This is a genomic window from Actinoplanes derwentensis (assembly GCF_900104725.1).
Classification (GTDB): domain Bacteria; phylum Actinomycetota; class Actinomycetes; order Mycobacteriales; family Micromonosporaceae; genus Actinoplanes; species Actinoplanes derwentensis.
Genome location: NZ_LT629758.1, coordinates 9,462,056 through 9,476,440, shown reverse-complemented (window position 1 = coordinate 9,476,440; position 14,385 = coordinate 9,462,056). Strand labels below are relative to the sequence as shown.

Here is a 14,385-nt window from a genome sequence, read left to right as displayed (position 1 = left end):
CTGTCAGTAGATGACCGGTTTCGGTCCGCAAGATACCGGCATGACAACTGACTTTCCCGAGCCCACCCGCATTTCGGTCAACGGTGTGGAACTCGAAGTCTTCGAAGCCGGCCGGCAGAACGCGGGGAACCCCATCGTTCTCTGTCACGGCTGGCCGGAGCACGCCTTCTCATGGCGTCATCAGGTGCCGGCCCTGGCCGCCGCGGGCTACCACGTCATCGTTCCGAACCAGCGGGGTTACGGCAATTCGTCCCGTCCCGCCGAAGTGACGGACTACGACATCGAGCACCTGTCGGGTGACCTCGTCGCCCTCCTCGATCACTACGGCTACGAGGATGCCACCTTCGTCGGCCATGACTGGGGCGCATTCGTCGTCTGGGGCCTGGCCCTGCTGCACCCGAACCGGGTCAACGGCGTGGTGGCGCTGAGCGTTCCCTACCAAGAGCGCGGAGAGATTCCCTGGATCGATTTCATGGAGGCCGTGCTCGGCCCCGACTTCTACTTCGTCCATTTCAACCGGCAGCCGGGCGTCGCGGACGCCGTGTTCGAGGAGGACACGTTCCGATTCCTTCGGAACCTGTACCGGAAGAACGTGCCCCCCGCAGAACCTCAGCCGGGCAACTCGCTGATCAACATCGCCCGAGCGGAAACCCCGCTCGGTGAGCCCGTCATGAACGACAGCGAACTGGCCGTCTTCGTCTCCGCCTTCGAATCAACAGGGTTCACGGGCGGCATCAACTGGTACCGGAACCTGGACCGCGACTGGCACCTACTCGCGGAAGTGGACCCGATCGTCCGACAGCCCGCCCTCATGATCTACGGCGACCGCGACACGGTCGCGAGAGCGGAAGGACTGACCGAACACGTGCCGAATGTGCAAGTGATCAGCCTGGACTGCGGTCATTGGATCCAGCAGGAGAAGCCGCGGGAGACGACCGAGGCGATTCTGAAGTGGCTGGCCAACCGGGCTGCCGCCTAGGTTCTGGCCCGGTTACCTGACGTGTGAGACGGCGTCAGCGTCGCCGGGTCGACCACGCTCGGACCCCTCCCACGACGATCACCGCGATGATCAGCAGCGGACACAGCAGCAAGGTGTTCAGGCCGGTGGTGCGGGGTTGGACCTCGGTGGCGGTAGTGCTTGTCGCATCGGCTTGCACCTCGGAACCGGCGAGACGTTCGGTTGTGGACTCGAAGGTCACCTGCCGTACGGGCTCGTCGTCGTCCGGGGTGAAGTCGCCGGCGCAGGTCCACTGGACCCGCTGGGCGCCGGAGGTCGCGGGGTTGCAGACGGCGATGACCATCGTGCCGGACTGGCCGAACAGCCGCGCCCGGTAGGTGGACGGTGGCATCCAGACCAGACCGCCGCAGACCAGGCCCAGGACGATCACAACCAGCCAGGAGGCGGGTTTGTTCATCACGGCCGGGCCGTCGGGAAGGCCAGGGCGGCATGGAAGCCCGGCCGGGGCGAACGGTTGGGTGAGACCCGTCCCGCTGGTTGAAGTACTGGGCCCATACCCCGCCCCACAGTCGTCGTCGCAGGCGTATGACGCGCTCCACAGCAGGATACGGCCGTCTGAGGTGAGATCGAAACTCGAGTCGTAGAAGCCGACATGCCGAGTGCGGCACTGTAGACAAAACCCACCTTGAGCTCGCTGCCCGGGGAGTAGGACAGGCCGAGAACGCTTCCGATCTTGATGAACCCGGTCTCGTCGGCGATTCAGCACCCGCGGCATCCGCGTCGGCCTGCGTCCACCGCTCGATTTTTGGCCCAGATGCCGCCCTGTTCCCAGCGCGAGAACCGGTCGTAGCACGTCTCGCAGGCCCGTACCGGTCGGTAATCCGTCCGTCAGATGCGCTCGCGGCCGCGCAGATGCTCAGCAGAGCTTGCGCTACGCGACTCGCGCGGCGTCGGCAGATCGTCCAGCGAGCAGCCGGTCGGTCCAGGCCGACAGTGCGGCGGTAGCGGCCCGGGACAGTGTTGCTTGCGGCATCATGCTGGTGAAGCCGTGGAATCCGCCGGGCCAGACGTGTAGTTCGGTGTCGATTCCGGCGTGCCAGAGTCCGCTGGCGTAGCCCACGGTTTCGTCGCGGAACACTTCGGCGCTGGCGCAGTCGATGTAGGTCGGTGGCATGCCGGTCAGGTCGGTGGCACGGGCCGGGGCGGCGTAGATGGACACGTCGTCGCCGCCGCGCCGGTCGCCGAGGTAGGCGGTCCAGCCGAAGCGGGTCATGGCGCGGTCGGCGATGCCGACGCCGTCGATCTGGCGGGTCGAGACGGTCGAGTCACTGTCGTCGAGCATCGGGGAGATCAGGATCTGGCCGAACAGTGGTGGTCCTTGCCTGTCACGGGCCAGTAGTGCGGTGCCCGCGGCGAGTCCGCCGCCGGCGCTCTGCCCGACCAGCACGATACGCGCGGGGTCGATTCCTAGTTCGTCGCCGTGGGCGGCGGTCCACAGCAGGCCTGCGTAGCAGTCCTCGACCGGATAGGGGTCGGGGTGCTCAGGGGCGAGTCGGTAGTCGACGCTGACCAGGACGACATCGTCGTGGATGAGCAGCCAGTCGTCGTAGGAGTCGAGGTTGCCGAGGTAGTGGCCGAACATCATGCCGCCGCCGTGCATGGTGTAGAAGCATGTCGCCGGACCGGTGCGCCCGATACGGCTGATGACCGCCAGGTTGATAGGGGCACCCTGGTATCCGGGGACGGTCAGGGTGCGGCGGTGCCAACCGCGGGCCTTCAGCCGGTCGTCGAGTGCCTGTTCGGTCGTGTCCAGCATCCGCATGCGCGGCAGCATGTCGGTGGTCAGGGTGAAAGGGCCGCGTTCGTGCATGGCGGTGAGGAACACCCCGAGTTCGGGGTCGAACGGTGGGCGCGGCAGGACATCAGGCATGGTGGATCTCCTTGACGGAAACGGTGGTGCGCGAACGGATGACGCCGTAGGTGACGAGTGCGGCAGCGACCGCGGTGAGGGCGAGAGCCGCGATGGTCATCGCCTGCTGGAACTGCCCGGCTTGTGCGGTGCTCCAGTTCGAGGCGGTAAGGCTGCCGGTGAACAGGGCGGCCAGGATGGTGCCGGTGGCGGCGATGCCGACGCCCGTCGCGAGTTCACTGGAGGTATCGACGAGTGCCGCGCCGATCGAGGTGCGGTTCTCCGGCAAGCCCCGCAGCACGTTGTTGCCGGCCACGACCCCGACGACGCGCATGCCGGCGGCGACGAGCACGAGCGCGATCAGCACCCCGGGGTAGCCGAACCTGTTCAGTGCGGCGAAGGCGGCGAGACCGGTGACGACCGCCGCGGCGCTCAGCCAGGCCGCACGTTCCAGGCCGACGCGCCGTACGAAGGGGGCCACGAGCCGACCCCCGGCGAGCAGCACGACGACCTGCGGCAGCATGCCTACTGCCGCCATCGCCGGGGACCAGCCCCAGGCGAACTGCAGCAGCAGTGTCACCAGGTAGCCGAGGCCGGCGACGGCAAGGCCAGCGGCAGCCTTGTAGGCCAGGCCGCTGGATACCAACGGCACCGCCAGCAGCCTCAGGTCGAGCAGGGGGTGACGTGCCGTCCGCTCGCGTAGCACGAAGGCCGCGGTCGTTACGAGCGCTGCCGCGGCGGCGGTCCAGGGCGCCCACGACGCACCGCCCTCGTCGACGAACAAAGTCGGCGTGACCAGGGCCAGGATGATCGTTGCCGTGCCCAGAACCGCACCCGGGGTGTCGAGTGGGTCGGCATGCAGGCTGCTCGGGTCGTCGGCGGCGACGCCGAGGCGGATGCCGGCGAACGCGAGTGCGGCGATCGGCACATTGATGAGAAGCAGGACCTGCCATGGGGCGACGGCGAGCACCAACCCGCCTGCCGTCGGGCCGATCGCGAGACCCACCAGCCCGGCGGTAGAGATGACCGTGATGGCCCGTACACGCAGGTCGTCGGCCCGGAACAGCCGGAAGGCCAACGCCATGGAGCCCGGGGTGGTCATCGCGGCCGCGGCTCCCATGCACGCCCGTACCGCGATGAGCTGCCCGGCGGTCGACACGAACATGGTCGCAAGACTCGCGGCGCCCAGCAGGACCAGTCCGGTCAGCATCACCCGGCGCCGCCCGAACCGGTCGGCGATCGCCCCGAACAGCAGCATCAGGCCGCCGAAGACGACCGAGTACGCGCCGGTCACCCACTGCAGCGCGGTGGTCGTCGCCTGCAGCTCACGGCCGATCGTGGGCAGCGCGACGTTGAGGATGGAGTTGTCGAGCATCTCGAACAGGAATACCGCGGACAGCCCGGTGAGGGCGATCCATCTGTCACCCAGCGACTCGGATCGAGCCGCATCAGGGGGGCGGGCCTCAGCAGTGAACATGCCACTAAGTTAACTCACTAAGTTTAGTTACACAACCACTAAGCTGGCGGCAGCTACGAAAGGGGTCACATGCCACGCACCGATGCCCGCGGGGGACCGCAGACACGTGCGCGAATTTCGCAGATCGCCACCCAGCTGTTCCTTGACCAGGGGTTCGACGCCGTCACCGTGGCCGAGGTCGCACGCGCGGCAGGAGTCTCCACCGTCACCGTGTTCAAGCACTTCCCGCGCAAGGAAGACCTCCTGCTCGACCGGGCCGAGGACGCCACGCAGATGCTGCGCTCGGCGGTCCGCGATCGTCCCGCGGGAACCGATGTGCTGGACTCACTGGAGGCCTTGATGCTGCAGCTGGCCGGGGACCACCACGGATTGTCGGGCATCGCCGCCGAATCCACCCCGTTCTTCCGCACCGTGGCCGGCTCCACTCCCCTCATCGCACGAGCCCGAGAACTGGCCGCCGACCTGCAGCACCTGCTGACCGACGAACTCGAACGCGATCCGGGCTTCGACGGCGACAGCACCCTGCTCGCCGCCTTCTTCGTATCCGGCTACACCACCGTGTTGACCGACAACGCGCGCCGCCTCATCGCCGGCGAAACCTCCACCGAGATAGCCCTGCACCATCGTCAGCGCCTGGAACAGCTCTTCCGCGCATTGCGCAACGCCAATCGCTGAACGGCTCGCACCCGCCGTGGCAGAACGGTGCCACTGACGGTGGTGCAACGCGCTGATTCGGCCACCCGGCTCAGGGCGGGGCGGGGCCGACATCCATGGTCGCGCCTGCTGCCACGGGCCTGCCGAAAATCCGCCCGGCAGACGACGATCGTGTACAGGACGTCGTTCAGCAGCGGCCAGACGCTGTCCCTCCAGTACCGCGCACCGCAGTCAACGACCTGAGCGCCGACGGACGAAAGAACCGGCCTGGAGTCGCCACACGCTGTGGACACCATTGAGTCAACCCTGATGTCAGCCGCGAGCCGGCCGGCGATCGCTCGACTTGGACCACCACGCGATCACACGGGCTACCCGGCACCGGCTTCCGAAACAGAAAACGGGCTCCGAGCAGTGAAGCTCGAAACCCGTTCAGCGTTACAACGGCCCATCGGAGGCTATCCTTCAACCACAACCCCGTGACGCGGGGTCTGGGGGTCGCCCCCAGGTGAGGATGAGTGGGCGATACTGGGATCGAACCAGTGACCTCTCCGGTGTGAACGGAGCCCGATCGATCCACTGAACAGCCAAAACACAGACCATCCCTGATCAGCCGCCGTCGTCCGACGCCGCTGAACACCGTTCAGCGCTGTGGGGTGCTGCTGATGTCAACCCCACGCGCTCCCCGCCCGATCGCCGGTTTTGGGAGCAGCGCTGTACCGCCCACCCCGAACAGCCCGTTTTCATCGTGGCGGTGCTCCCCACCATTGCAGTGAAAAGCCTCGTCGTACGGGGTGTAGACCGGGCCGATCTCCTGGCCCGTACGCCTCGCCGGCCGCATTGCTCAGCATCACACGCACGTACCAGTTCGTCTCACTGGTGTAGTAGTGCTTGACCTGCGTGGCCGTCCGGCTGACCGAGGTCTCCTTGCCGTCGCCCCCACCAGACCCGCACCTTGGTGACACCGCTGGGGATCCCGGCCAGCGTGACGACCACCGGATCGCCGATGTAGACCTCTTTCTTGGCGAGCTTGGACGTCCCCGGCATCTTCGTCACCACGGCGGTCGCCGACCCGACGAACGACCCGGCCGCCGCGTTACCGGCCTGGTCGGTGAACCGGACCGTCACGGTGTAGGAGCCCAGGTTGTAGAACTGGTGTCGCTCGGAGGTCTGGTCACCGTCCAGATAGGTGAAACCGCCGTCGCCCCAGTCGACGAACTGGCGGACGTCCGCCAGCGCGGAGACGTCGTCGGAGACCTCCAAGGCGGTGAGGGTGGCGCTCCGCCCATCCCAGACCTTGGTGAAATCGAGCTGGTAACGCCCGACCGGAGCGGTCACATCCGGATCGGCGGCCCGGGCTGGCGTCGCGGAGGCGGCCAGCACCAGGCCGGCGCCCAGCAGCCCGGACAGCAAACGGTTCGTAAGGAACCGCATATTTATCCCGGAAACGTCACGAAAGGGGTGCCGGGCGGCCTTGCCACGCCCCGGCACCCCTCACGCTACAGAGGCCGATCAATACCGCTCAACCGAAGTATCGGAACCCACTCTCGCCGATATCGTCCGCGGCCTCCTCACCCAACTCTCGCTCAAGCACTTCGAAAACTACTTTCCGCGCCTCGGCAAGGCGTGCTCGAACATCACGGTTCAGCATGTACTCCACCAGAAGATCAGGACCTGCCTCACCGAACGCCATGCGAGAGAAGATCTGATCAAAAGTTACAACAAATTCATTAAGATCACCCGCAATGCGCTTCATGTCGCGCATTGAAACCGTGCAGTCATCAGATTCCGTCATCGGACTACCCTAATATTTTCAACTGCCACGTCACCGTCTACGACCCACTCGGTGATATTCATCCTGGAATTATGCCGACTCTTCACCCTGCTCGCCGGGATATCGAATTCGAGCACCTTCCTTCCCCTGCCAGGCCGGATCCCGAGGGTGCTTTCGGCATCACTGGGACTCATCGGCTTCCCCTTGGCCGGGACCATGAAAACCTTGTTCTGATCGCTCGCTTTAATCATTTTGCTCGACACGATCCCAGCGGCCCCCTTTGAATTCGTGTAGTGCCGCATGCGGATCGTCGGCTCTTTGGGGGTCTGCGCTCCAGCCGATCCCCCATCGGCGGTCGGGCAGTTATGAACCAGGATGGAGGTATCACGGGTGACCACATAGTACGTGTGCAAATCGTTGACGGTCAGGTCGTGCATGACCTTACCGTCGACATAGTTGCGAACGAATCCGACTTTCACCTCGGTTCCGTCGGTGGTCCGGAACTCTTCTGCTGAGCGCAGGTCCGCAGCGTCAACCCACTGCTTACGGGTTTCGCTGTAGAAGGGGTGGTTCTGCGTGGTGTGCAGGACGACGGTCTGGTCGCCGACGCTGACGGTGAGGTCGGTCAGTTCATGGTCGAGGTTGACATGGGTGGCCTCGACGGTTCGGACGACGGTCTCCCCGCTGTCGGGGTCGGTGGCCATAACCTCGTCACCGGGCTGGACCTCGTCGATGGCTTTGGCGCTGCCGTCAGCCATCAGGACCAGAGTCGCCGGAGCAAAACTGTGTTTACACGATCCACCGCTGTCGGCCTTCGAGCCGCCGCCGGCATCAGCGCCATCCTTCGGTTTGGCGCTGGTGCCTCCGTCAGGGCTCTTGGCGGCGGCAGGTGGGTCCGGTTTCGGCGCGGGATTGGTTTTCGGAGCGGCCGGTGGGGTCAAATTGTCAGCGGCTTTGGTGGCATCGACGGCCGCATCGGCGCCTTCCAATGCCTTGTCCGTCGCTCTCGCTACGTCGACCGCTTCGTCTACGTACTTGGCACCCTTGACGGCGCTTGCCGCGTAACCGGCGACCGGGATCACCGAGGCGAAGGAGAGGCCGGCGTTGACCCAGTCGCCCTCGGCGGCATACCAGACGCCGTTGACCGCGTCGGCCCATTCGCCGAGGACCGGGACCAGGCCGACCACGTCCAGGGCGGCATGGCCCCAGTCGCTCCAGCCCCAGTGCAGGCCGGTGGGGTCGGGGAAGGCGAGCGGGTTGTTCCTGCCGTACGCGTACCCGTGCAACTGCTGCGGGTCGCCGAAATCGATGACCGGATCGACGGAGAGAAAGCGGCCGGAGGCCTGGTCGTACTCGCGGGCGCCGAGATGGGTCAGGCCGGTGGTGGCGTCCATCGTGCCGCCGACGAAGCCCTGTTCGCCGGGCCAGGTCGGCTTGGTGCCGCGCTGTTCGCCGAACGGCAGGGTGCGCCGCTGGGTAAGGGCCGAGGTGGAGGCGTTGACGGCGAGTTCGGCCGTGCCGTTCTGCCCGCCGGCCAGCCAGGTGACACCGGTGGTGGTGCGCATGGCGATGGTCTGGCCGTTGTGACTGTAGTAGCGGGTCGCCGTGACGGTCTGGCTGGCCGGCGTGGCGTTGGTGGTGTTCAGCTTCAGTTCCATCGCGCCGAGGTAGAGGGTCACCGATTTGGTGGCCGGGTCCCGGCGGATGAGGCGCTGCCCGCTCGCGTCGTAGACGAACGACGTGACGTTAGCGCCCTGGGTGATGCTGGTGACGTGCCGTTCCGCGTCCCAGGCGATCTTCTGGGTCAGGGTGCTGCTGAGGGTACGGGTCTCGGCGTTGCCGGATTTGTCGTACAGGAAGGTCTGGCTGGTGTTGACCGTCGAAGTGCCGGTGGTGGTGGCGATGGCAACCTGTTTGACCGCGTGGGCCGGCTGGGTGCCGACACCGTTCGGGGTGTAGGTCTTGGTGACGGTGGTGCCGGTGCTGGTGGTGGCGTGGGTGATCTCGCCGGTGCGGTTGCCGGCAGTGTCATAGCTGAAGGACTGCCAGTACGGGGCCGGCCCGCCGAGGATCGACTGGGTCGGGGTGGCCGCGCAGGTGGTGGCGGCCTGGGTCCAGGCCTGGGTGAGACGGCGCAGGTAGTCGTACTGGAAGCACTGGACGTCGGCGGTGTGGTTGGTCGGCGCATCGGCGATCTTGGTGATGTTGCCGGTGGCGTCGTAGGTGTAGGTGGCGTTCGTGTCGGCGTCGGCGACGATCTCCCGGTCCACCCGGGCGTTCTGCAGACGGCGGGTTCCGGTCTCGTAGGCGTAGGTCAGCCAGGTGTACTTGCTTGAGCTGGAGGTGCCCAGCGAGACCTGCAGGGGTTCGCCGTAGTTGGAGTAGGTGGTGTCCCGGACATAGTCCGAGGTGCCGAGTAGGAACGACGGGAACCCGCTGGCGTTGTAGCCGGTGTAGAGCGTCTCGGCGGTCAGGCCCCCGGCAGCCGGCAGCTTCACATAGTTGACCGAGCCGTCGACCTTGTAGTTCGTGGTGAATGTGTAGGTGCCGGCCAGGTTGTTCTCGACCGACGGGATGGTGACGCTCTGCGAGGTCGGACGACCACCTGCGTCGTACGCGCCGATCGCGGTCTCATACTTGGCGCCGTTGACGTAACGGATCGCGCTGCCGGCACGGCCCTTGCCGTTGGTGGCGGAGTCGTAGGTGAACCCGGTCAGCTGGGTGGTGCCCTCGTACACGCTCGTCGTACGCCCGAGTGCGTCGTAGGAGTAGGTGAGCGTCCGGTTCCGGCCGTCGGTGGTCGTCACGACCTGGTCCAGGACGTTGTACGAGGTCGACGAGGTCCCGGTGTCCGGGTCGGTGACCGAGGTCTGTCGGCCGAGCGGGTCGTAGCCATACTGCCAGGTGTGCCCGGCCTGGTCCTTGACCGTGTTGAGCAGGCCTGCCTTGGTGTAGTTGTAGACGGTGGTATCGGCCGTGCCGGTCGGGGTGCTGCCGCGGTATTCGAGCAGCTTCGTGGTGCGCCCCTGGGCGTCGGTGTAGGTGGTGGTGGGTGTCTCGCCGCTCGGCGGCGTCACGTCGGTGTGGTCGCCGTGGTAGCCGACGGTGGTGCGCCACTTCTCGGCGCCAGCGACCTTGAAGATCTCCGCGGTGGCCCGGCCGGCGCCGTCGTAGACGGTCGCGGTCTCCGGCGGTACGCCGTCGGCGGACTGTGAGGTGTCGACCAACGTGGTGCCGGGTTCGGAGCTGTTGTAGTACGGTCCGACCTGCCGGGTGGCGAGGCCACGCGAGTCGTAGACGGTCTCGGTGATCACCCTGCCGGTGTTCGGCGTCGGGGACTGGGACTGCCTGGCCCGCAGCAGGCCGTCGTACAGCTGATAGCTAGTCTGCTGGCCACCGTTGGGCAGCAGCTCCCGAGTGGTGACCACGACCGGCCCGTCGGTGCGGATCAGGTAGTCGTACTCCAGGTTCGGGGTGTCCGTGCCTTTCGTACGGCCGGGCAGCCAGACTTTGATCAGCCGGCCCAGCGCGTCGTACTGCTGGTCGGTGCGCTGAAGGTTCGCGTCCACCGTGGCGGTGACCAGTCCCCAGGCGGGGTCGACGGTCGAGGTGGTGACGAACCCGGCCGGGTCGGTGACCTTCATCCCGGTCACCGGGCCGCCGCTGGCCGGGATGTAATCGGTCTTGGTCTTGTAGCTCTTGGCGTCGTACGACGCGGACACCCGGCCGTAGCCGTCGTACTCGGACGTGGCGACGGTGGTGTACTGCGGGCTGACACCGCTGGTGTAGCCGCTGAGCTTCTGGGTTCCGGTGACGTCGCCCTTGGTGGGGGTGTCGCCGTAGGCGCCGCTGTCGTACAGCGTGCGTACGTCGGAGACTGCGTCCGCCGGGTAGCTCGGCGTCTCGTCGCACGCCTTCGCCACCGTCTCCACCCGCTTGACCAGCGTGAGCAGATGCTTGTCGGTGTTGCGTGCGTAAGTGTTCCGGGTGCAGGTCTCGTCCCCGGTGACGGCCAGGTCCCCGGCATCGCTGGAGCTGCCAGCATGCCGTAGCCGTCGTAGGTGTGGGCGACCGAGGTCTTGCGGACGCCGTTGTCGAGCGCGGTCCGGGTGGTGGTGCCGGCGATCGCCAGGATCCGGGCCTCGTCATTGCCCTCGGTAGCGGTGGCGTCGGAGAGCCAGGGCTTGTTGACGCTGCCACTGACCTCGGCCCAGCTCACCCCGTTGAAGGTGCGCTGTTCCAGAACGAAGCCCTGGTAGCGGTCGTCGTCACGAACCGCGGTGTCGTCGCTGGCGGTGACCGTGACGCTGGTCTTGCCGCCGGCTGTGTTCTCCCGGTCGCCGTCCATGCCGCGCAGGTAGGTGGTCTCGTTGCGGAGCTGGACGGTAGAGGCGTCCCCGACCACGGTGCGGACCCGCTCGTACCCGCGGAACTGGTTCCAGGTCTTGTTCTTCGACTTGGCCAGCTCGCTGTCGTCGTAATGCCAGGCCGCACCACCGAGGACCGCCCTCGTTCTTCCGCAGCGAGAGGCCGGCGGTCTCGGCGTCCAGCGTGAGCTCCGCCAGCTCCGGATTCGCCGCGGCTTCGGCATTCTTGACGACGAGGACGTACGAGTAGCCGGTCGGCGTGGCGCTCGCCCGCAGGTCGACCCCGGGCAGAACCTCCAGGTAGGTGGCGGTGTTGGCGTCGAGAACCGGCACAGGCAGCGGGTCGGGCCAGCTGAAACTGACCTCCTTGCCGTCCTCGGCCAGGCTCACCAGCGGAGCTCCCCGCCGCCGGAGAAGGCGAGTTCGACGGTCGCCGCGCGCGGGCCGACCGATCCGTCGGCCCGCCGTTCCAGCGTTGCGTCGACCGGAACCCACTCGTCACCCTGGCGAACGCGCTGCGGGCCGGCGGTGAACTCCTGCGTGAACGTCCCGTCCGGGTTCGCGTACAGCAGGCTGTCCTCCTGCCGCTGCGTCACGACCTCGGCCCGCTCGCCCGACGACCTCGCCTCGTCGAGCGCGTCCTGTTCGGTCGGCTCGACCTGGCTGACCTGCGTCACCGTGGCCGCAGGCGCCGGTGCGGCAGGCGCCAGGAGAGTGACACTGAAAGCCAGAGCCGATGCGGCCAGCAAGCTCGTCCAGCGAGTGCCGGCAGAAGAATGACATGGGAAATGAGCGCCCACCGGAATCCCCCGTTGTTTCTGCAGTAGACAGCGGAGGAGACGGTAGAGGCGGTGACAGGATTTTGAAGCTAGATCAACAACTTGCAAGGACGATACGGACTTACCGTTACATAGGTTTACGGAAATATAACGATGAGTAAATGGATGCTCGCGGTACAGTGAACGCGTAGGCTCCGCGCCATGCTCACGGTCATGCCCCGCCCCCTCCGGTTGTTGCTGCTCATCGGCCTGCCGCTGGTCGCCGCCGCCGCTCTCGCACTCGGCGGCGTCGATGCCGTCGCGTCCTGGCAGGCGAAGAGTGGTGGCGGCGTCGCCGGGGTGTTCACCGCCGACCGGCAGGAGTGCAGCCGCCGCACCTGCAACTTCCATGGGCCCTGGCAGGCCGCGGACGGTTCCGGCAGCCGCCCGGACGTGCTCCTCTACGACGCGCCCGCCGATCTCACCGTCGGCCGGAGCATCGCCGCCGTCGACACCGGCGCACGCAAGGGCGTCTTCACCCCCGATGGCGGTGGCAGCACCTTCCTGATCACCACCGTGGTCACGCTCATCGGCCTGCTCGCGGTGATCGCATGGATCGTGCTCGTCGCGTACAGCGCGCTGACCGCCCGGAAAAGATCGACTTCACGCTGACTCTGCCCTATCCTGCATGTTCAAGATCGTGGATATGTTCGACGCGGGGGTTCGATGTCGTATTCGCGGTGGCTGCCCCAGCTCGGGGTAGCCCTTCTGATCGCCGTCCCCTTCGGGATCGCCGCTCCGGCCGACGCCGCCGCCAAGCCCGGAGGCGTGTACGTCTCGGCCACCACCTGGATCCAGTTCGCCGCTGCAGAACGCGCCGCCAGCCGGGTGGTGATCACCCGCAATGGCAACACGGTCACCGTCGACGACCGGGTCGCCATCCGCGCCGGTGACGGCTGCAAGCAGGTCAAGGGCGACAAGACGCGGGTACGTTGCACCACCCGCAAGCCACCGACGAGAGTCCGCGTCAAACTCTTCGACAAGAACGACTCGGTGGTCAACAAGTCCGGCCTGCCGATGTGGGCGTACGGCGGATCCGGCAACGACGCCATCACCGGCGGGACCGGCACGGACGTCATCGACAGCGGCTCCGGCAACGACACGGTCACCGGCGGTACCGGAGATGACACGATCCTCGGCGGCACCGGCCACGACCGGATCTCCGGCGGCGCGGGCAAGGACACCGTCAACGCCGGCGACGGCAACGACACCGTCGATGCGGGCGCGGGCAACGACCGGGTACAAGCCGGATCCGGCGTCGACACCGTCTACGGCGGATCCGGCGACGACACCATCGACGACAGCGCCGGCAACGGCCGCTTCTACGGCGGCGACGGCTACGACATCATTCACGGTCTGTCCGGTGACGATCGCCTGGACGGCGGCAACGGCGCCGACGAGTTGCACGGCGGTAATGGCCATGACCAGCTCTACGGCGGGCCGGGTAGCAACACCCTCACCGGTGGTCTCGGCAACGACCGGATGTACGGCGGACCCGACCACGACCACTTCTACGAGCCGGCGACGTTCACTCCCGGCGTCGCCGACGCCGACGTCTTCGTCTCCAGCGGCGGCAACGACGGCGTCAGCTACTTCGACCGCGCCGCGCCGGTCACCATGGACGCCGACGGCCAGATCGGCGACGACGGCTCGGCCGGCGAACACGACACCATCGGCGTCGGCATTCGCAGCCTGATCGGCGGCGACGGCGACGACACCCTCTACGCGCCGCCGGGCAACGGCTACCTGGACGGTGGCCCCGGCAACGACACCCTGCACGGCAGCAACGGCAACGACAACCTGGTCGGCGGCTTCGGTAACGACGTCCTACTCGGCGCCGCGGGTGACGACCGTCTCGACGGCGGGCTCGGCGACGACCGGCTCGACGGTCAGGCCGGCGACGACAACCTGGTCGGCGACAGTGACGGCCGCATCGATCAGTCCCTCCGGCTGGGCGCGGACCATCTACTCGGCGGTCCCGGCCGGGACCAGGTGGACTACGTCAGCCACGAACTGCCGATCACTGTCGACCTGGACGGCGAGATCGGTGACGACGGCGCCGTGGGCGAACACGACACCGTCGGCGCCGACGTCGAGAACGTCATCGGCACCGACTACGCCGATGCGATCACCGGCAACGACACGGCCAACCGGCTCCAGGGATACCGCGGCGCCGACATCGTGTACGGCCTCGGCGGCGACGACACCCTCCTCGGCGGCGACGGCGGCACCCGGCTGTACGGCGGCGACGGTGACGACACGCTCTGGGGCCACGCCTGGCACCAGAGCGTGATGTACCTGGACGGCGGCAACGACGGCACCGAGACCGGCGACCTCTGCATCATGGGCGCGGTCCACGACGACTGGATCAACTGCGAACGCTTCTGATCGCATCCACCCGACCACAGGCCCACCGCGACAGGGCCGCTGG

12 protein-coding genes are annotated in these 14,385 nt (G+C 67.0%); 4 read left to right on the top strand and 8 right to left on the bottom strand.

Annotated elements, in window-relative coordinates; translation table 11 throughout:
• Nucleotides 1-10: 10 nt before the first annotated feature.
• Nucleotides 11-979, top strand: coding sequence for an alpha/beta fold hydrolase (locus BLU81_RS42375; protein ID WP_092554704.1), 969 nt, complete (start codon nucleotides 11-13; stop codon nucleotides 977-979).
• A 34-nt stretch (nucleotides 980-1,013) separates the two neighbouring features.
• Here BLU81_RS42375 and BLU81_RS42370 read toward each other — a convergent pair whose 3' ends face one another.
• The 3 genes from BLU81_RS42370 to BLU81_RS42360 all read right to left on the bottom strand — a co-directional run bounded on the left by BLU81_RS42370 (nucleotide 1,014) and on the right by BLU81_RS42360 (nucleotide 4,344).
• Nucleotides 1,014-1,418 carry a hypothetical protein gene (locus BLU81_RS42370; RefSeq protein WP_157752017.1) on the bottom strand — a complete coding sequence of 135 codons (405 nt, stop codon included), beginning with the start codon at nucleotides 1,416-1,418 and terminating at the stop codon, nucleotides 1,014-1,016.
• Between the two features lie 471 nt (nucleotides 1,419-1,889).
• On the bottom strand, nucleotides 1,890-2,888 hold the full coding sequence (locus BLU81_RS42365) for an alpha/beta hydrolase (RefSeq protein WP_092554700.1): 999 nt from the start codon (nucleotides 2,886-2,888) through the stop codon (nucleotides 1,890-1,892).
• Nucleotides 2,881-4,344, bottom strand: coding sequence for an MFS transporter (locus BLU81_RS42360; RefSeq protein WP_092554698.1), 1,464 nt, complete (start codon nucleotides 4,342-4,344; stop codon nucleotides 2,881-2,883). The genes BLU81_RS42365 and BLU81_RS42360 overlap by 8 nt, the downstream gene beginning before the upstream one ends.
• A 69-nt stretch (nucleotides 4,345-4,413) precedes the next feature.
• On the opposite strand from BLU81_RS42360, the gene BLU81_RS42355 reads away from it, so the two are divergent.
• On the top strand, nucleotides 4,414-5,019 hold the full coding sequence (locus BLU81_RS42355; RefSeq protein ID WP_092554696.1) for a TetR/AcrR family transcriptional regulator: 606 nt from the start codon (nucleotides 4,414-4,416) through the stop codon (nucleotides 5,017-5,019).
• A gap of 849 nt (nucleotides 5,020-5,868) precedes the next feature.
• Here BLU81_RS42355 and BLU81_RS42350 read toward each other — a convergent pair.
• From BLU81_RS42350 to BLU81_RS42330, 5 genes are all read right to left on the bottom strand, one after another.
• Nucleotides 5,869-6,429: a hypothetical protein gene (locus BLU81_RS42350; RefSeq protein ID WP_092554694.1), complete on the bottom strand. Its 561-nt coding sequence runs from the start codon at nucleotides 6,427-6,429 to the stop codon at nucleotides 5,869-5,871.
• Between the two features lie 88 nt (nucleotides 6,430-6,517).
• Entirely contained in the window at nucleotides 6,518-6,790 is a 273-nt protein-coding gene (locus tag BLU81_RS42345) for a hypothetical protein (protein ID WP_157752016.1), read from the bottom strand.
• Entirely contained in the window at nucleotides 6,787-10,701 is a 3,915-nt protein-coding gene (locus BLU81_RS42340; RefSeq protein ID WP_092554690.1) for a polymorphic toxin-type HINT domain-containing protein, read from the bottom strand. Before BLU81_RS42340 ends, BLU81_RS42345 begins: the two co-directional genes overlap by 4 nt.
• A 336-nt stretch (nucleotides 10,702-11,037) precedes the next feature.
• Nucleotides 11,038-11,526: a hypothetical protein gene (locus BLU81_RS48920; RefSeq protein WP_157752015.1), complete on the bottom strand. Its 489-nt coding sequence runs from the start codon at nucleotides 11,524-11,526 to the stop codon at nucleotides 11,038-11,040.
• A complete protein-coding gene (locus BLU81_RS42330; protein WP_092554686.1) occupies nucleotides 11,523-11,813 on the bottom strand; it encodes a hypothetical protein in 291 nt (96 codons plus the stop codon). Before BLU81_RS42330 ends, BLU81_RS48920 begins: the two co-directional genes overlap by 4 nt.
• A gap of 315 nt (nucleotides 11,814-12,128) precedes the next feature.
• Here BLU81_RS42330 and BLU81_RS42325 point away from each other — a divergent pair, with 315 nt between their 5' ends.
• Both BLU81_RS42325 and BLU81_RS42320 read left to right on the top strand, forming a co-directional pair.
• Nucleotides 12,129-12,566 carry a hypothetical protein gene (locus BLU81_RS42325; protein WP_157752014.1) on the top strand — a complete coding sequence of 146 codons (438 nt, stop codon included), beginning with the start codon at nucleotides 12,129-12,131 and terminating at the stop codon, nucleotides 12,564-12,566.
• Between the two features lie 54 nt (nucleotides 12,567-12,620).
• Nucleotides 12,621-14,342, top strand: coding sequence for a calcium-binding protein (locus BLU81_RS42320; RefSeq protein WP_092554682.1), 1,722 nt, complete (start codon nucleotides 12,621-12,623; stop codon nucleotides 14,340-14,342).
• The last annotated feature ends 43 nt before the right edge of the window (nucleotides 14,343-14,385 follow it).